The sequence below is a fragment of the Curtobacterium sp. VKM Ac-2887 genome (assembly GCF_015350935.1).
In the GTDB taxonomy this organism is placed as follows: Bacteria; Actinomycetota; Actinomycetes; order Actinomycetales; family Microbacteriaceae; genus Curtobacterium.
On sequence record NZ_JADKSB010000016.1, the window covers coordinates 24,333 to 42,211 of the forward strand.

Sequence of the window (17,879 nt, forward strand, 5' to 3'; positions counted from 1 at the left end):
CCCCCCCCCCCCCCCCCCCCACCAGGAGCGGCGCCCGAGTGCGCTCGTGTCTTCGCCGTCCTTCCGCCGCGGGGTCGCGGCTCCGACCGCGACCGCGGTCGCGACCGCGGGGACGGCCGCTTCGGCCGGTGGGTCCTGGATGGTGGTCATGCGACGACCTCCTCGTCGTTCGCGCGGTCCTGAACAGGGGATGGATCGGACGGGAGGCCCGTGGCGGGGCCGCAACGGGCCTCCCGTCCGATCACTGGTTCAGCTGGTCACTGCGTGCCGAGCTGGCCGGCGATGGAGGACATCGTCTCCTTGCCGGAGGTCTGCCCGTTCACCGCCTGCAGCGCGTACTGCGTGAACAGCTGGGAAAGCTGGTCGCTCTGCTTGTTCCCGAGGAGCGGCGAGGACTTCGCGAGCCCTGCCTTGAGCGCGGCCTCGGCGCCGTCGATGCCGGCGCTCGAGTACCACGCCGACTGGGCAGCGGTGCGGCCGGGGAAGGCTCGTCCCGCTTCGGCGAGCGAGGTCAGGACCTTCTCGCTGGTCATCGTCTGGACGGCCTTGAACGCCTGCTCCGGGTACTTGCACTGCTTCGAGACACCGAAGCCGGAGCCAGCGGCGAAGGTCGACGGACCGGACGTCCCCGCGGGGAGCGTCGTGACCCCGAGGTCGAACTTCACCTTGGCCTTCTGGCTGATGAGCGACCACGGACCGTCGGTGTACATCGCGACCTTGCCGGCGGCGAAGTCGTTGCCCGGCGTCGACGCATCCGACGACGCCTGCGTCGCGTAGCCCTTCTCCACCAGTGTCGAGAGCCAGTCGAGGCCGTCCGCGAACTTCGCGTTCGACGCGTCGAGCTCGCCGTCGGACGTGATCACCCGGCCACCGTTGTAGCCGTAGACCATCGACTCGAGGTTGAGGTCGCCCACCGTCGAACCGAACATGGTGACGCCCTTCGCCTTGAGCGCGGCGCCCGCCGCCTCGAAGTCGTCGACGGTCCATCCCGGCTTCGGCTCGGCCACGCCCGCCTTCGTGAAGACGTCCTTGTTGTAGAACATCATGATGGGCCCGGTGTCGTAGGGCAGGCCGTAGAGCTTCCCGTCGACCTTCATGCCGTCGAGCGCGGTGCTGTCGAACGCGGACAGGTCGGTGCCGTCCTTCTCGGCGAGGTCGTCGAGCGGCAGCAGCGACGACGTGTAGTTCGCGGTGCGGAGCGACTGCATGCTCACGACGCACTGGGCGCCGCCCGCGCTCAACTGCGTGCTGAGCTTCGTGAAGTAGTTCTCGAACGGCGCGCCCTGGATCGTCAGGGTGATGTCGTCCTCGCTCTTCACGGTGTCGGCGACCTTCTGCCAGGCGGCCTTGTCCTCCTTCCCGGCGATCCACATGGACCAGGTCAGGGCGTCCTTCGACTGGCTTCCGCCGGCACTGCTGCCGGAGGAACAGCCGGTGAGCACGAGGGCCGCGGCAGCTGCTGCCGCGAGCCCGGTGATGATGCGTCGTCGTTGCATCGGAGTCTCCACTTCGTCGTGGTGATGGGGTGTGTGGGGTGGATTGCTGGCTTGCTGGCTTGCTGGATCAGGCGACGCGGACCGCGTCGGGGACCGTCTCGGTGTCGACGACGACCCAGGCCGGGCCGTCCGGGAACGCGTAGGTGTCGAGGGAGTCGGCGAGCATCTCGGTGCCGGCTCCCGGAGCGGTCGGCGGCCAGTAGCGGCCGCCGTGGACGTCCACCGGGGTCACGAAGTGCTCGTGCAGGTGGTCGACGAACTCGATGCAGCGGGTGTCGAGGTCGCCCGTCAGCGCGACGGCGTCGAACATCGACAGGTGCTGCACCGCCTCGCACAGGCCGACCCCGCCGGCGTGCGGGCACACCCGGACGCCGTGCTTCGCGGCGAGCAGCAGGATCGCGAGGTTCTCGTTGACCCCCGCGACCCGGGTGGCATCGATCTGCAGCACCGACATCGACCCGGCCTGGATGAGCTGCTTCGCGATCACCCGGTTGGCCATGTGCTCGCCGGTCGCGACCGGGATCGGGGCGATGCGCCGGGCGATCTCGGCGTGCCCGAGGACGTCGTCGGGGCTCGTGGGTTCCTCGACCCAGGCAAGGTCGAACGGGCTCAGCCGTTCGATCCAGGTGACGGCCTCGTCGACGTCCCACCGCTGGTTGGCGTCGACCGCGATGCGGATGTCGGGGCCGACCGTGGCGCGGGCGATGCCCATCCGGCGGACGTCCTCGTCGAGGTCGCCGCCGACCTTGAGCTTGATCTGCTCGAAGCCCTCGTCGACGGCCTCGCGGCAGAGCCGAGCGAGCTTCTCGTCGTCGTAGCCGAGCCAGCCCGGGGTCGTCGTGTACGCCTGGTAGCCCTGCGCTTCGAGCCGGGCCCGACGGGTCGCGCGGTGCGGTTCGGCAGCCCGGAACAGCTCGAGCGCCTCGTCCGGGGTGATCGCGTCGGTGAGGTACCGGAAGTCCACCAGTTCGACGAGTTCCTCGGGGCTCAGGTCCGCCAGCAGCGCCCACAGCGGCTGTCCCGCGCGCTTGGCTCGGAGGTCCCAGAGCGCGTTCACCACGGCGCCGATCGCCATGTGCATGACGCCTTTCTCCGGGCCGAGCCAGCGCAGCTGCGAGTCGTGGACCATCGCGCGCCAGGTGCCGCCCATGTCGGCGAGGACCGCTTCGGCGTCGACGCCGACCACGTGCCCGCGCAGGGCGGCGATCGCGGCTTCCTGCACCTCGTTGCCGCGGCCGATCGTGAACACGAAGCCCGTGCCGACGTGTCCGTCCAGGGCGTCGGTCGTGATCTCGACGTACGCGGCGGAGTAGTCGGGCGCGGGGTTCATCGCGTCGGATCCGTCGTGCTCCCGAGAGGTCGGGAAACGGATGTCGCGCACGTGCAGACCGGTGATGCGGCTCATTCGTGTCTCCTGCCGTCCGGTCTCCGTCGACCGAACGAGGCAATCAAAACATCGGATGTCTCGCGCGTCAAGAGAACTCTTCGTCACGTTCTGGTCTCGAACGGGGCCGAGTCGTCGGATGGCTGCGCGGCTTGCGCTTGCGTGGCCGATCCGCCAAAGCGACAGATCCCCGCCAACTGTTCGCGGAGATCTGTCGCTTTCGCGGAACCGTCGACAGCGGAGCACGCGCATCTGTCGCTTCGGCGGGGCGACCGAACCACGGACGGGAGGCACGGTGTGGGTCGGACCCGCACCGCGCCTCCCGTCCGTGGTCGCGCTTCAGGCGGAGGCGAGCCGGCCCATCTCGGCCACCACGCCGCGGAGGCGGTCCGCCAGCTCGTCGCGCGAGCCGTCGGCGAAGCGGTGTGCCGACTCGATGAGCGCCGCCATGACGAGCGTCACCGCGGTCCGTGCGGAGTCCACGTCGGTGCGCTCGGCGGCGACCGTGAACACGGCGAGCCGGGCACGCGCCATCCACTGTAGCATCGCGGGCACCATCTCCGGTCGCGCCTGCACGAGTTCCTTCATGCGACGGCGGTCCGCCGGCAGTGTCACCGTCCGGGCGACGAGGTCGCAGAGGTCCGACACGAGCGGGCCCTCCGCGGTCAGGAACGCCTGTCGTGCCGCCTCGGGCACCGAGCTCTCGGGGAGCCCGAGTGCCGCCTCGCCCTTCGACGGGAAGTAGTTGAAGAAGGTGCGGGGCGAGACGCCGGCGTCGGCGCAGATCTCCTCGACCGTCACGCCGGCCAGGCCCCGGTCGGAGACCAACGCCAGCGCGGCCTGGTGGATCGCGTGCCGGGTCTGCTGCTTCTTGCGTTCCCGCAGGCCACTGTCGCCTGCCGGGTGCGATTCGATCGTGCTCACTGCTGCTCCTGGTGCGGGTCGGGGCCTCCCGTCTGGTGACGAGAGGCCCCGGTAGCCGGTCCTACGCGCGGTCCCGCTGCACGGGGATCGATCCGGTGACGGGCGCCGTGGGCGACCCCATCGTGTCGGCCGCCTTGACGGCCTGCACCTCGAGGTCGTCGGCGGTGCCGGCCTGGTCGGCCTGCTCCTGCAGGGCCGAGCTCTTGCGGAGCGGCGGCGCTTTGAAGAACCAGCTGAGGATGAACGCCAGCAGGATCACGGCGAAGCCGACCCAGTAGACGGTCACGGCCGACGCGTTGAAGCCGGTCATGAACGGCTTGGTCAGCGCCGGGGTCGCACCGTTGAGGTAGGACGTGTCGCTCGTCTCGCTGCTCGAGCTGCTGCCGTCGCCGGCCCCCTTGTCGATCTGCTTCGACAGTTCGGGGGCGAGCTCACCAACCCAGTACGAGCGCTGCGAGGCGTCGGACCAGTCGACCACGAGCTTGCCGTCCTGCACGCTGGCGTGCGCCTTGTCGGCTGCGGCGGTGAGGGCCTGCTGCTGCACGGCCTCCGGAGCGCCGGTCGTCGCAGCGGTGACCTGCGCGGTGGCCTGGTCGAGGCCGGACTGCACCTGCGACTTCACCGGGGTGACGATCGGGTTCCAGATCTGCTCCATGACGCCCGCGTTCGCCTTCGCCGTGGCGACGGTCGGGTTCAGAGCGGCGTCGAGCGCACCGGACAGGTTCTTCTGGTCCGCGGTGGCGTGCAGGATGTTCGCCGGCATGATCGAGAACAGGATGCTGAGCAGCACCGCCGTACCGAGCGTTCCACCGATCTGGCGGAAGAACGTGGCGGACGACGTCGCCACACCCATGTCCCGCGGCTGCACGGAGTTCTGCGAGGCGAGGGTGATGCTCTGCATGAGCTGCCCGAGGCCGAGGCCGATCAGGAACATGCCGATCATCAGGAACCAGAGCGGCTTGTCGATCGTCATGAACGTCAGGACGACGTAGCCGACCGAGACCAGGGCCGTGCCGATCACCGGGAAGATCCGGTAGCGACCGGTGCGGGCGACGATCTGCCCCGAGGCGATCGAGGCGATCATCAGACCACCGATCATCGGCAGGGTCGCGAAGCCGGACTCCGTCGGGGTCAGCCCCGTGACGATCTGCAGGTACAGCGGGATGGTCAGCATGGCGCCGAACATCGCGAAGCCGACCAGGAACCCGAGGATCGTGGCCATCGAGAAGGTGCCCGAGCGGAAGAGCTTGAGCGGGATGATCGCGTCGTCCTTCATCAGGGTCTCGATCACCAGGAAGGCGACGAGCCCGAGCGCACCGATCACGTAGCAGGCGATGGCGCCGGCCGAACCCCAACCCCAGGTGCGGCCCTGTTCGGCCACGAGCAGGAGCGGGACGAGCGTCGCGATCACCGAGGTGGCACCCCACCAGTCGATGCGCGGCTTCGCCTTGGCGTCACCGAACTTCGGCAGGTGCAGGAAGGTGATGACCATCAGGAGCGCCGCGACGCCGATCGGCACGTTGATCAGGAAGACCCAGCGCCAGCCGGTGACACCGAGGATCGTGCTCGCGCCGGCGAACAGGCCACCGATGAGCGGGCCGATCACGGACGAGATGCCGAAGACCGCGAGGAAGTAGCCCTGGTACTTGGCGCGCTCACGCGGGGCGAGGATGTCACCCATGATCGCGAGCGGCAGCGACATCAGCGCACCGGCACCGATGCCCTGGAAGGCACGGAACGCGGCGAGCATGATCATCGAGGTCGACATCGTCGAGAGCAGCGAGCCGAGGATGAAGACCGCGATGCCGAAGATGTACAGCGGCCGGCGGCCGAAGACGTCGGAGAGCTTGCCGTAGATCGGCGTCGTGATGGTCGACGCGATCAGGTACGCGGTCGTGACCCACGCCTGCTGGTCGAGGCCGTGCAGGTCGTCGCCGATGGTGCGGATAGCGGTGCCGACGATCGTCTGGTCGAGCGACGACAGGAACATGCCGGCCATGAGGCCGTAGATGACGAGCAGGATCTGACGGTGCGACATGATCGGCTTGCCCGGCGTGCTGGCCGGGGAGTCGTGTCGTCCGCGCGACACCTCGACGGGTGCGGTGGCAGTAGACATGAGGGTCCTTCAGGGGTGCGTGGTGGTCGTCGTGCGGGCAAGGGACGCCGGAGCGTGTGTGGCGGGCCGTCGAACGGCGGGTCAACCTTGCAGACGCTGCAACTTTACATCATCAGCACGTTTGCTGCCAACGCAAACTTGCCGTCCGTGCACGTTCGTGAACGGCTTCTCAGGTAGCGTCGTCGGCCATGGGGCGAACTGCGTGGACGGACGTGCCGGCGATCCTGCGCGACCGGGTGGAGCAGACCCTCGGCGGAGCGGTGACGACCACTGAGTCCCAGACGGCCGGGTGGTCGCCGGGGAGTGCCGACCGAGTGGTCACGGCGACGGGGCGACGGGCGTTCGTCAAGACGGTCTCGCGATCGCGGAACGCCGATTCCTTCGCCCTGCACCGCCGGGAAGCCCGGGTGGTGGCGCAGCTGCCGTCGACGGTGCAGGCACCACCCCTGCTGGACGCCTTCGACGCCACCGTGGACGGCGACGAGTGGGTCGTCCTGGTCCTCGACGACATCGAGGGCAAGCACCCCGGGGCAGCACTCGACGGCAGCGACACCGCGGCGGTGCTCGATGCGCTGGACACCCTGCCGCCGGCGACCGGCGACCTCGGCACGCTCCCCCGGATCGCCGACGACCTGCGCCACGAGTTCGGCGCCTGGGACCGGATGCTCGGCGACCCGACCCTGGCCGACCGGGTGGCCGAGGTCGTGCCGGCACACGTCCTCGCCGCCGGACCCGCGATCGCCCGAGCCGCCGACCGAGCAGCGGCACTCGTCGACGGCGACCACCTCGTGCACGCCGACTGCCGTGCCGACAACCTGCTCGTCGACGGTTCCGGGGTCGTCTGGGTCGTGGACTGGCCGTGGGCGAGCATCGGCGCGCACTGGCTCGACCCGCTGACCTACCTGATCGACACACTCGTCCGCGGCGAGGACAGCGACGTCGAGCACCACCTCGCCACCCACCCGGTGTTCGCCGGCCTGCCCGCCGCGACGGTCGACGCCGTCCTCGCTGGTCTCGCCGGACTGTTCTTCGAGCACGCGCTGCCGCCGGCACCGCCGAACATGCCGACCATCCGCGACTTCCAACGCCGCGAAGGTCTGGCCGCGGCGGAGTGGTTGCTCCGCCGGTGGGACACGACACCGCACTGACGACGGGCGACGAGCAACAGGCGTCGGGTACCCCGTCTGTCCAGCAAGCGCGGCGCCACGGAGCGTACGGTCCCCCGCATGACTGATGAGCACCGCACTCCGCGTCCCGAAGACGACGCCGCGCGCCTCGGTCTCGTCGTCGTCGGAGAGGCAGCAGCGCTGCACTCCGGTGACGAGGCGGCACTGGACGCGAGCGAGCAGAACATCCGCGACACCATCGACGAGATGATCGACGAGCCCCTGACCCCACGCCAGGAGCAGGTGATCGAACGTCTGGCATCCGCCGGCGGGACCCTCACCGCCGGACTCAGCGGTGCGCTCGCGGCGCAGACCGGACGGAGCGTCGACGACATCCTCGAGGGCGCGGCCCGCAGCGTCGTGTGGCAGCAGCGGCTCGCCGACCAGCGCGATGCCGCCGGTGCCGCGGACCCGCGCGGCGGCGGCCAGCGCGAGGACGCCGGTGGCCAGCAGCGCGAGCGCCGGGACGAGAACGGGCGCGACGAGGACTGATCCTCGCCACGCCCGCCCCGGGTACCGCTGAGGACTACTCGGTCGGCTCCGCGACAGCGGTGGACTGCTCACGCACGACGGCCCGAGCGGCAGCCTGCCCCGTCGTCGAACTCTTGACGATGTCACTCAGGGTGAACCCGGCGGTCGTCCCGAGCAGGGCGTCGACCTCGCTGAACTGGCTCACGATGCTCTTCGACAGGGCGCCGGCGCCGTCGGAGGACACCACGGTCAGCTTGTCGATGTTGCCCATCGGCGCCGCGAGCTCGCGGGCGATGCTCGGCAGGGTCTCGATGGCCTTGACGCGCAGGACGGCCTCGGAGTGCTGTGCGAGTGCGTCGGCCTGCGCCTTCGTGGCGTCTGCCTCGGCCTGACCCTTGGCGCGGATCGCATCGGCCGCTGCCTCACCTTCGGCACGGGAGGCGTCGGCGGCGAGCTTGCGCGCCTCGGACTCGGCCTTCGCCTCGGCGGCGATCGCTTCGGCGGAGATCCGACGGGCCTCGGCCTGGGCGCGGGCCGTCTCGACCTGGGCCCCGGCGGCCGCTTCGGCCTCGACGCGGGTCTTGCGCGCCTGCGCCTCGGCGACGGCGGAGACCTCGGACTCGAGCTCGGCACGGCGCAGCTCGGCACGCTTCTGCGCGGTGATCTGCTCCTGCTCGACGACGCCCTGCGCCGCACGGGCCTGGGCGAGCGGACCGGCGGCTGCGGCCTCGGCCGATGCCCGGTCGGCGTCGAGCTGCAGTGCGGCACGTCGGATCGCCAGGGTGTTCTCGGCTTCGGCGATGGCCTGGTCGGCGGTGGCACGGGCTTCTCGCGCTTCGCGGTCGGCCTGCGCCTCGGCGTTCTCCGCCTCGAGCCGGACTCGGGCGCGCTCGGCACGACCGAGGTCGCTGATGTACTCGTTGCGGTCCGAGATGCCCTTGATCTCGAAGGAGTCGACGTCGAGGCCCTGGCTGTGCAGGGCCTCCTTCGCCACGTCGAGCACCGCGACGGTGAGCTGGTCGCGGTTGCGGATGATCGTGGACACGTCGGTCGCACCGATCGACGCACGGAGCGATCCCGACAGGACCTCGCGCGCGAAGTCGTCGATCTTCTTCTCCTGCCCGAGGAACCGCTGCGCGGCCGCCCGGATCGAGGCGTCGGTCTCGCCGACCTTGACCAGCGCGACCGCTTCGACGTCGATCGTCACGCCGCGGGAGTCCTGCGCGTTGACGTTGATGTCGATCGCCCGGGAGCTGAGCGAGAGCTTCGCGACCTTCTCGAAGAACGGTCGGACGAGGACGCCGGCGCCGAGCACGACCTTGATGCCGGACTCGACGGTCTCGGTGCCGTCGTCGTTCTTGACCTTGCGCGAACGCTTGCCGGTGATGATGAGCGCTTCGTCGGCGCCGGCGTTGCGGTACACGACCTTCGCGTAGATCAGCGCGATCACGGCGAGGACGATGATCCCCACGATGATCAGCGGGATGGCTCCGAGCGCGAACAGGACTTCCATGACTCCCCCTCCGGACCAGGCGCCAGCCTGGATTCCGCATCTGTTGTTCCGTTGGGTCCCATCCTACGAGCCGTCGATGACGCGCGGCGGCCGGAGGAGCGTGTTTGGCAGCTTTTCCGGTCAATTTGACCTCTTTGTGACAGACTTCCCTGCCAGGAGGTCCCATGGTCCAGCGATCGTCACCCCGCCGCCGACAGCAGCTCGTGTCATTCGGTGAGAACATCCGCCGATGGCGGTCTGTCAACGGCATGTCCGCTGCGGAGTTGGCCGAACGGGCTGCGGTGACGCGCGACACGTTGCGAGCGATCGAGACCGGCACCGGTGGGCGCATCGATTCCCTCTTCGCAGTCCTCGGCGCACTCGGGATCGCAGACACCACGATCGAGGCGATCGACCCGTTCCGGAGCGAGACGGCGCGCGCTCGGATCGATGACATCCTCCGCAGCGGCGGTGCCCTGTGATTGACGAATCGGTCGAGGTCTGGACCGGCGAGTCCGCGGAACCACGTCGCGTGGGTACCTTGCGCCCTTCCTTCCAGGGCTTGCGGACGCTGGCCTCGTCGTCGTTCGAGTACGACGACGACTTCCTCCGACACGGTTGGCAGGTCTCCCCCGACCTCCCACTCCGCCCCGGTCGGACGTACACGGCCGACAGCCAGACCCTGCCCGGTGCGTTCAGCGACGCGGCTCCGGACGAGTGGGGACAGAAGCTGATCCGCGCAGACCACGCCGCGCGACGACAGCGAGACCCGTCACTTGCCGCTCGGCTCGGCGAGTTCGACTACCTCCTCGGCGTCGCGGACCACACCAGGATCGGAGCGCTCCGGTTCCGGGTGGGTGGCTCCTGGTCGTCTGCGGAGACCGGGGTCGCGAACCTCCACGACCTCGCCCGGATCCTCGCCGCTGCCGCTCGGTACGAGGACGACGAGGCAACCGACGAGGACATCGCGTACCTCGGTGACGTCGCGACCTCTCCCGGCGGCGCTCGGCCGAAGGCGAACGTCCTCACCCCGCGCGGGACGCTCGCGATCGCGAAGTTGCCGCACTCGAAGGACGGCCGCTTCGACGTCGAGCGCTGGGAAGGAGTCGCGCTCACCCTCGCGACGGATGCCGGGCTCAGGGCGCCGGTGTGGTCACTCGTGGGACCGGAGTCCGGACGTGCCGTCCTGCTCTCCGAGCGCTTCGACCGAGACGGCTCCGGGGACCGACTCGGGTACATGTCGGCGCGGACGGCGCTCGAGCTCGGCGCCCACGACGACGGGTCACGACTGACCTACGAGGACCTCACCGACGTCGTCGACCACTGGAGTTCGGCTCCCGCAGCGGACCTCCGCGAGATGTTCGGCCGGATCGCGTTGTCCGTCCTCGTGAACAACGTCGACGACCACTGGCGGAACCACGCCTTCCTCCACACGCCCACCGGGTGGCGGCTCTCGCCAGTCTTCGACGTCAACCCGAGTCGACAGCGCGGGGTGATCGACTCCCGGGCGATCTCCCCGTCGGACGACCCCAGGTCCCGCGACCTGCGGAACCTGCTCGACATCGCGGACGCCTTCCGGCTCCGGCGCCCGGACGCGGAGCAGGTGCTCCAGCGTGTCGCGGGCGCGGTGGCGGGGTGGGACCGGGTCGCGGCCGGCGTCGGGATCGGTGGGGACGAGCGGGAAGCGATGCGCGTGGCCTTCGACTCGCCCCAACTGGACTGGGCGCTGGGGCTCTAGACCAGGACGGACAGGAGGCGCGGTGCAGGATCACCTGCAGCGCGCCTCCTGTCGATGGTCGCGTCAGCGCCTACGCGCCCGGACGCCACCAGTCGTCGAACGGGGTCGCCGGCACCTGGCGCTTGTGCTCGGTCGCGCGGTACCGCGACTCGATCGCCTCGGCGACCTCGAGCGGCACGTCGTGCCCCTGCAGGTAGGCGTCGATCTCGGCGTAGGACAGCCCGAGGTTCGCTTCGTCGGTCTGGCCGGGCGTCTCGTCGAGCAGGTCCGCGGTGGGGGCCTTCTCGTACAGGCGGGCGGGCGCTCCGAGGTGCTCGAGCAGCTGCCGCCCCTGGCTCTTCGACAGGCCGGTGAGCGGCGTCAGGTCGACGCCGCCGTCGCCGTACTTCGTGAAGAAGCCGGTGACCGCCTCGGCCGCGTGGTCGGTCCCGACGACGAGCAGTCCGCGCTGGCCGGCGACGGCGTACTGGGCGACCATGCGCATCCGGGCCTTGACGTTGCCCTTCACGAAGTCGCTCAGCTCGACGCCCGAGGCAGCGGTGTCGAGCATGACGCCGTCGACGCCGTGCTCGATGTTGACGGTGATGCCCGGGTCGGCTGCGATGAACTGCAAGGCGAGCTGGGCGTCGTCCTCGTCGGCCTGCACGCGGTACGGCATGCGGACGGTCGTGAACTCGGCGGGGTGGCCCTCGGCACGGAGGGACTCGACCGCGAGCTGGGTCAGGCGCCCGGCGAGCGTGGAGTCCTGGCCGCCGCTGATCGCGAGCAGGAACCCCTTCGCGCCGGTCGTGAGCAGGTAGTCACGGAGGAACCCGACACGGCGGGCGATCTCCTGCTCCGGCTCGATGGTCGGCTGGACGTTGAGGTCCGCGGCGATGGCGGCTTGGAGTTCACGCACCACCCCAGTATCCCGCTGCACCCGCCGGAGTGCACAGCGTTCAGCGGACGGGTTCTGCGTGCACCGGCCGGATCGTGTTGTCGTGGTCGACGCCGATCGCGCAGGTGCAGACGACGCCGAGCGTCTCGGCGCTCTGCGTCAGTCGGAACCGCTCGACGTGCGGCGGGCCGACTCGACGGTCGAGCGGGTGGGTGTCGTGATCGTGCACGGTGGTCCTCACTGACTCGTGGTGGTGCGGATGTCCGGTGCGGTGGCGGTCCGAACCGCCACCGCACCGGAGGGCCCGAGGCGACCCGAACGCCGCGGCCCCGTGGAGACGCACGCCGGTACCCGCCGGCGCGCGTCGGAGTTCATGGACGCCGGCGGCGTCGCGCTCGGAGCGCAGTGCGAGTCATGGGTCCCTTTCCCGGGCGGAGGTCCGCCGCTGCTGATCCGTCCCCCGGCGGTTCGACGGGAGACCCGAACGGTCCGGCACCGGACCGAGGACGACGGCTGGTGAGGCCGTCTTCCTGTGCAAGCTACCAGCGCCACACCCCGAGGCCATACCCCCGTTCCGGGGCCGAGCCACGGGTCGGACCCTCGTTGACAGTTAGAGATCAAACAGTTAGAGTTCTGATCATGCAGGCACCGGATCTCACCACCCCGCTCGAACTCATGCGATGGATCGGATGGGCACAACGCAAGGCGGCTGACGAGTGGGTCCGTGATCGGGACCTCACCCGCGAGCAGAGCTTCGTGCTCGGGTACCTGCAGCAGAACCCCGGGGCGATCCAACGCGACATCGCCGAGATCACCCGGACCAGCGCGGCCAGCGTCTCGAGCCTCCTGCAGGGCCTCGAGCGGCGCGGCCTCGTCGAACGGCGATCCGATGCCACGAACGGTCGGACGAAGACGGTGCACGCCACCCCGGCGGGCATCGACCTCATCGCCGGCTTCACCGACGCGATGGTCGCCCTCGACGACACCCTGCTCGCACCACTCGACACGGACGAACGCGCCACCCTGCGGCACCTGCTGCAGAAGGTGACCGCGGAGCTCGCACCGCCGACGCGGTAGCGCCGCCCCGGCACCGACGTCACCGGCGCGCTCGACGCGCCACGGGCCTCCCGGCCCCACCCCCGCACGCGACGGCATCCCGTCGCGCCCTCAGCCCTGCCCACGAGGAGGCAGTCATGACCACCACCACCCCCGAGAACACCGCCGCGGCCACCAACCGCTGGTACCTCTCTGCCGCCCCGATCGCCCGGGCCCTCGTGCACCTGTGTGTGCCGATGGCCGCTGCGATGGTCGTCAGCGCCCTGTACAACGTCATCAACGCCGGCTTCATCGGCTCGCAGCATGACACGTCACTGCTCGCCGCGATCACCTTCGGCACCCCGCTGCTCGGCATCGTGATGGCCGTCGGCGGTGTGTTCGGCGTCGGTGGCAGCGCTCTGATGTCCCGTCTGCTCGGCGCCTCGGAGCACGACCCCGCCAAAGCGCGGGACATCAAGCACGTCGCCTCGTTCGCCCTCTGGGGTGCCGTCGTCACCGGCGCCGTCCTCGCCGTCGTCGGGCTCGTGTTCCTCCGCCCCCTCGTCGCCGTGCTCGGTGCCGACGCAGCAGCCGTCCCCGCCACGAGCGAGTACGTCGCCGTGATGCTCGCGTTCGTCCCGGTGCTCGCCTCGTCGTTCGCCCTCGAGCAGATCGTCCGCTCGGAGGGTGCCGCACGCCAGGCGATGATCGGCCTGGTCCTGTCCACCATCGGGAACCTGGTGTTCGACGTGCTCTTCATCCTCGTGCTGCACTGGGGCGTCGGCGGCGCAGCGCTGGCCGTCGGACTCGCGAACGTCGTGTCGATCGCCTACTGGGTGACCTGGCTGCAGCGGAACAGCGAGAACGTCAGCTTCGCGCCGAAGTGGTTCACGCTCCGTGCCGACATCCTGAAGCCCGTCTTCGGCATCGGCGTCGGCGAACTGCTGCAGTCCGCCTTCCTGATCGTCACGACGCTCGTGCTCAACAACCTCGCCGCCGCCTACGGCGACGACCCGCTCGCCGCCATGGGCGTCGCGGTCCGCATCGCGCAGGTGCCGGAGTTCCTGGTGATGGGCGTCACGATCGGTGTACTGCCGCTGCTCGCCTACGCATTCGGCAAGGGCGACGCCGCACGCCTCCGGGCCGCCCTCCGCGGAGCCGCCTTCACGGTCGGCGCGATCGTCCTCGTGTTCTCCGGCGCGGTCTTCACCTTCCGCGAGCAGGTGTTCACGATCTTCTCCGGCGACCACTCGGTCCTCGCGATCGGCCTGACGATCCTGACCGCGCAGCTCGTCGCCGCCATCGTGAACGGGTTCACGGGGTTGCTCACCTCGCTGTTCCAGGCGACCGGCATGGTGCTGCCCGCGATGGTGCTGTCGCTGGCGCAGGGCGTGCTGTTCATCCCGATCGTCATCGTCGGCAACCTGTGGTTCGGACTCGCCGGGATCATCTGGGCGCTGACCGTCACCGAGGTCATCGTCTTCGCCGCCGCGGTGGTGCTGTGGCTGGCGTCGCGCGGGAAGATCGCGCGCGGCCTGGCCGCCGGCAGCGTGGAGCGGGCGGATGCCGCGCTCGAGGAGGCGCCCGCCGCCGCGTAGCGCGGCGCGCGGCGCGCGGCGCGCGGCGCGCGGCGCGCGGCGCGCTCGCATCGTGAGCAGAAGAGGTCGGGTCCCGTTCCAGGACCCGACCTCTTCTGCTCACGAAGCGGGGGTGAACGTGGCCAGCGTCGGACGGGAGGCCCGTGGCGGCCGGGTGGCGGGCCTCCCGTCCGGTGCGTGGCCGGGTCGCGGGCGCGGCGCATGGTGAGCAGAAGAGGTCGCGTGGCGCTCGGCCACCCGACCATTTCTGCTCACGAAGTGCGTCGGGTGCGGCGCAGGAGGAGCACGACGACGGCCCCGGCGGCGAGCACCGTGCCGGTGCCGAGCGCGACCCAGACACCCGGGGCGATGCCGGGCGCCGAGTCGGGCGCACCGTCGGATGCCCCGGTGGCCGTCGCGGTCGACGTCGGAGTGGGGGTGACGGGGTCCGACGTCGGCACCGTGGTCGGCGGCGCTGTCGCGGACGGCGTCGTGACGGCGGCCCGGTACTCGAACCCGTACGAGCCGTCGATCGGGTGCCCGTCCGGCGACACGTACCGCCAGAGCGCCGTGTACGCGCCGTTCTCGAGGTCGACGGCCTTGCCCATCGTCATCCCGGAGACGGTCACCTCGCCCGTCGACACGTCGGTGCCGTCGGCGTCGGTGACCTGGATCCGCAGTCCGGCGTCGAGACCCGCGAGCGGTGCCTCGCTGAACGTCAGGTCGACCCGGTCGAGCGGTTCGGTGACGACCGCGCCGTCAGCGGGCGAGCTACCCGTGAGGGCCGAGTGCGCCGAGGCCGGCTGCACCCCGATGAGCGCCAAGAGCCCTCCGACGACGATCGCGAGGGAAGCTGCCGTCGTTCGTCCTGTCCGCATGCACAGACTCTACAAGCCGTAGAGCAGCGGACCGGGACGACTCAGATCTGCTCGCCGAGGAAGTCCGCGTAGGACGGCTCGCGCCGGGCGTCGCCCGTGCTGGTGGACGCGTGGCCCGTTCCTTCGAGGCGTTCGGCCACGAGGGCTTCGAGGTCCTCCGGCGACCGGAGACCGTGACGGTGCCAGTCGTGCTGCATTCTGGCGGCCATGATGACCAGCCCTTCGTCGAGATGATGCGCATCTCGGATTCGTCCGGATCGACCCGCTGTGCCAGACCCCACAAGCGTGTGGGGAGCATCGTGACGACGGGTCCCTGATGACCGATCCAGTTCCTCCACGGTAGGGGTTGCGTCCGACGCCGTCGAGCGCGGTGCGCTTCTCGGCCGATCGCACGCCGCCGCGCGGTTGGCCGTAGCGTCGGGGCATGGAGATCCTGTTCGTCCACGGCGCCCTGGTCCGCGACGGTGCCTGGTGGTGGCAGCCCACCGCCGACCTGCTGCACAGCCGCACCGGCATCCGCAGCCGAGCGGTCTCGTTGCCGTCCTGCGGCGAGGGCCCGGCGGGTCACCCCGACGGTGGGCTCGCCGAGGACGCAGCTGCCCTGCGCGCCGCCCTCGACGACGGCGATGGGGCGATCGTCGTCGGCCACTCCTACGGCGGCACCGTCATCGCCGAGGCCGGACGGCACGACGCCGTCGCACACCTGCTGTACGTGTCCTCGTACCTGCCCGACGTCGGCTCCGCGCAGGCCGGCATCATGGCCGACGAGCCCGATCCCGTGTCGATCGGCCCGGCCGGTGACGGTGCCCTCGCCGTCGCCGGGTACGACGCTGGGTCATTCGGTAGCCGCTTCCTGCAGGACGCCGGCACGAGCACCCAGCAGGCCGCCTGGGACCGGGTGACCGCCCAGTCGGCGGCGGCGTTCGTGACACCGACGACGGCAGCAGGGTGGCAGGGCGTCGACTCGACCTCCCTCGTCTGCACCGAGGACCGCAGCACCACCGTGGGGCTGCAGCGCGCGCACGCGGCGCGGGCGACGCGGAGCGTCGACGTGCCCACCGGGCACCACCCGTTCATCACGCGGCCCGACCTGGTCGTCGAGCAGCTGGAGCTGCTGCTCGGAAGTGCCACGGCCTGAGCCGGGGCAAGACGACGGACGGGAGGTGCGGTGCCAGCTGGCACCGCGCCTCCCGTCCGTCGGGTCCGTGCCATCAGGGCACGTGACCAGTCGCGTGGTCTCGCTCTGGTCAGTCGGTGCCGGAGTCGAAGGCTGCGCCCTCGGAAGCGAGGTCCGTCCGGCGTCCGAGTGCGTCCTCGGCGTCCGAGGCGATGACGGCGCCACCGAGGATCTCCTCGGACTCGCCCGCCTCGAGCTCGCCGACGAGCTCGGCCGTCGCACCGCCGATGAGACCGGCCGCTGCGTACTGCTCGAGCCTTGAGCGGGAGTCCGCGATGTCGAGGTTGCGCATCGTCAGCTGACCGATGCGGTCGTCCGGACCGAAGGCGGCGTCGCCGACCCGCTCCATCGAGAGCTTGTCGGGGTGGTACGACAGCGCCGGACCCGTGGTGTCGAGGATCGTGTAGTCGTCGCCGCGACGCAGGCGCAGCGTGACCTCGCCGGTGACGGCCGACGCGACCCAGCGCTGCAGGGACTCGCGGAGCATGAGCGACTGCGGGTCGAGCCAGCGGCCCTCGTACATCAGGCGCCCGAGTCGGCGGCCCTCGTTGTGGTACGACGCGACCGTGTCCTCGTTGTGGATCGCGTTGAGCAGACGCTCGTAGGCGATGTGCAGCAGGGCCATGCCCGGTGCCTCGTAGATGCCGCGGCTCTTCGCCTCGATGATGCGGTTCTCGATCTGGTCGGACGCGCCGAGGCCGTGACGACCGCCGATCGCGTTCGCCTCGTAGACGAGAGCAACGGCGTCCGTGTACTCCTCGCCGTTGATCGCGACGGGGCGTCCGGCCTCGAAGCGGATGCTGACGACCTCGGTGGTGACCTCGACGTCGTCACGCCAGGCGGCGACGCCCATGATCGGCTCGACGATGTCCAGGCCGCTCGAGAGCTCTTCGAGGCTCTTCGCCTCGTGCGTTGCACCCCAGATGTTGGCGTCGGTCGAGTACGCCTTCTCGGTGGAGTCGCGGTACGGGAAGCCGCGGGCGACGAGCCACTCGCTCATCTCCTTGCGACCGCCGAGCTCCTCGACGAACTCGGAGTCCAGCCACGGCTTGTAGACGCGCAGACGCGGGTTGGCCATCAGGCCGTAGCGGTAGAACCGCTCGATGTCGTTGCCCTTGTAGGTGGAGCCGTCGCCCCAGATGTCGACGCCGTCTTCCTTCATCGCGCGGACGAGCATCGTGCCCGTGACCGCACGACCGAGGGGCGTCGTGTTGAAGTACGTCTTGCCGCCGGAACGGATGTGGAAGGCGCCGGTCTGCAGGGCGACGAGGCCCTCTTCCACCAGGGCGCTCTTCGCGTCGACCAGGCGGGCGATCTCGGCACCGTACTCGTGGGCGCGGCTCGGGACGGCGTCGATGTCCGGCTCGTCGTACTGACCGATGTCGGCCGTGTACGTGCAGGGGATCGCCCCCTTCTCGCGCATCCAGGCAACGGCGCAGGAGGTGTCGAGACCCCCTGAGAACGCGATGCCGACTCGTTCGCCGACGGGGAGACTGCTCAGGACCTTGGACACGGGGTCAATCGTACGGGGAGTCCAAGCGGTACAAC

At 70.3% G+C, this 17,879-nt stretch carries 17 protein-coding genes; 7 read left to right on the forward strand and 10 right to left on the reverse strand.

The features are described 5' to 3' along the window. Positions 1–257 precede the first annotated feature (257 nt). The 4 genes from ITJ69_RS16085 to ITJ69_RS16100 all read right to left on the reverse strand — a co-directional run bounded on the left by ITJ69_RS16085 (position 258) and on the right by ITJ69_RS16100 (position 5,920). Positions 258–1,496, reverse strand: coding sequence for an ABC transporter substrate-binding protein (locus ITJ69_RS16085; RefSeq protein ID WP_228505924.1), 1,239 nt, complete (start codon positions 1,494–1,496; stop codon positions 258–260). 67 nt (positions 1,497–1,563) lie between these two features. Beyond that, on the reverse strand, positions 1,564–2,901 hold the full coding sequence (locus ITJ69_RS16090; protein WP_194673320.1) for an enolase C-terminal domain-like protein: 1,338 nt from the start codon (positions 2,899–2,901) through the stop codon (positions 1,564–1,566). 318 nt (positions 2,902–3,219) lie between these two features. Next, positions 3,220–3,804: a TetR/AcrR family transcriptional regulator gene (locus ITJ69_RS16095; RefSeq protein WP_194673321.1), complete on the reverse strand. Its 585-nt coding sequence runs from the start codon at positions 3,802–3,804 to the stop codon at positions 3,220–3,222. A gap of 61 nt (positions 3,805–3,865) precedes the next feature. Beyond that, on the reverse strand, positions 3,866–5,920 hold the full coding sequence (locus ITJ69_RS16100; protein ID WP_194673322.1) for an MDR family MFS transporter: 2,055 nt from the start codon (positions 5,918–5,920) through the stop codon (positions 3,866–3,868). 188 nt (positions 5,921–6,108) lie between these two features. Between ITJ69_RS16100 and ITJ69_RS16105 the strand changes: the two genes are divergently transcribed. After that, complete coding sequence (locus ITJ69_RS16105) at positions 6,109–7,068, forward strand: phosphotransferase (protein WP_194673323.1); 960 nt, start codon at positions 6,109–6,111, stop codon at positions 7,066–7,068. Between the two features lie 78 nt (positions 7,069–7,146). After that, positions 7,147–7,578 carry a hypothetical protein gene (locus tag ITJ69_RS16110; protein ID WP_194673324.1) on the forward strand — a complete coding sequence of 144 codons (432 nt, stop codon included), beginning with the start codon at positions 7,147–7,149 and terminating at the stop codon, positions 7,576–7,578. 34 nt (positions 7,579–7,612) lie between these two features. Here ITJ69_RS16110 and ITJ69_RS16115 read toward each other — a convergent pair whose 3' ends face one another. Further along, entirely contained in the window at positions 7,613–9,070 is a 1,458-nt protein-coding gene (locus ITJ69_RS16115) for an SPFH domain-containing protein (RefSeq protein WP_123936833.1), read from the reverse strand. Positions 9,071–9,234: 164 nt separating this feature from the next. Here ITJ69_RS16115 and ITJ69_RS16120 point away from each other — a divergent pair, with 164 nt between their 5' ends. Both ITJ69_RS16120 and ITJ69_RS16125 read left to right on the forward strand, forming a co-directional pair. Then, entirely contained in the window at positions 9,235–9,531 is a 297-nt protein-coding gene (locus ITJ69_RS16120) for a helix-turn-helix domain-containing protein (RefSeq protein WP_123340833.1), read from the forward strand. A gap of 50 nt (positions 9,532–9,581) precedes the next feature. Then, the gene (locus tag ITJ69_RS16125) at positions 9,582–10,787 is read left to right on the forward strand and encodes a type II toxin-antitoxin system HipA family toxin (RefSeq protein WP_323743129.1); all 1,206 of its coding nucleotides are present in this window, start codon (positions 9,582–9,584) and stop codon (positions 10,785–10,787) included. A 70-nt stretch (positions 10,788–10,857) separates the two neighbouring features. On the opposite strand, the gene nadE is transcribed toward ITJ69_RS16125, so the two are convergent. Together nadE and ITJ69_RS16135 are read right to left on the reverse strand one after the other, a co-directional pair. Then, on the reverse strand, positions 10,858–11,685 hold the full coding sequence (nadE, locus tag ITJ69_RS16130; protein WP_194673326.1) for an ammonia-dependent NAD(+) synthetase: 828 nt from the start codon (positions 11,683–11,685) through the stop codon (positions 10,858–10,860). A 40-nt stretch (positions 11,686–11,725) separates the two neighbouring features. Further along, a complete protein-coding gene (locus tag ITJ69_RS16135) occupies positions 11,726–11,893 on the reverse strand; it encodes a hypothetical protein (protein ID WP_159570252.1) in 168 nt (55 codons plus the stop codon). Between the two features lie 410 nt (positions 11,894–12,303). Here ITJ69_RS16135 and ITJ69_RS16140 point away from each other — a divergent pair, with 410 nt between their 5' ends. Both ITJ69_RS16140 and ITJ69_RS16145 read left to right on the forward strand, forming a co-directional pair. Then, positions 12,304–12,741: a MarR family winged helix-turn-helix transcriptional regulator gene (locus ITJ69_RS16140; protein WP_194673327.1), complete on the forward strand. Its 438-nt coding sequence runs from the start codon at positions 12,304–12,306 to the stop codon at positions 12,739–12,741. A 116-nt stretch (positions 12,742–12,857) separates the two neighbouring features. Beyond that, the gene (locus ITJ69_RS16145; RefSeq protein ID WP_194673328.1) at positions 12,858–14,297 is read left to right on the forward strand and encodes an MATE family efflux transporter; all 1,440 of its coding nucleotides are present in this window, start codon (positions 12,858–12,860) and stop codon (positions 14,295–14,297) included. Between the two features lie 251 nt (positions 14,298–14,548). On the opposite strand, the gene ITJ69_RS16150 is transcribed toward ITJ69_RS16145, so the two are convergent. Next, positions 14,549–15,154 carry a copper resistance CopC family protein gene (locus ITJ69_RS16150; protein WP_194673329.1) on the reverse strand — a complete coding sequence of 202 codons (606 nt, stop codon included), beginning with the start codon at positions 15,152–15,154 and terminating at the stop codon, positions 14,549–14,551. A 41-nt stretch (positions 15,155–15,195) separates the two neighbouring features. Continuing rightward, positions 15,196–15,363: a hypothetical protein gene (locus tag ITJ69_RS16155; RefSeq protein WP_181437521.1), complete on the reverse strand. Its 168-nt coding sequence runs from the start codon at positions 15,361–15,363 to the stop codon at positions 15,196–15,198. A 215-nt stretch (positions 15,364–15,578) separates the two neighbouring features. Between ITJ69_RS16155 and ITJ69_RS16160 the strand changes: the two genes are divergently transcribed. Further along, positions 15,579–16,292, forward strand: coding sequence for an alpha/beta hydrolase (locus tag ITJ69_RS16160; protein ID WP_194673330.1), 714 nt, complete (start codon positions 15,579–15,581; stop codon positions 16,290–16,292). A 109-nt stretch (positions 16,293–16,401) separates the two neighbouring features. Here the strand turns inward: ITJ69_RS16160 and argG are convergent, their stop codons facing one another. Then, complete coding sequence (gene argG / locus ITJ69_RS16165) at positions 16,402–17,844, reverse strand: argininosuccinate synthase (protein WP_194673331.1); 1,443 nt, start codon at positions 17,842–17,844, stop codon at positions 16,402–16,404. Positions 17,845–17,879 lie beyond the last annotated feature (35 nt).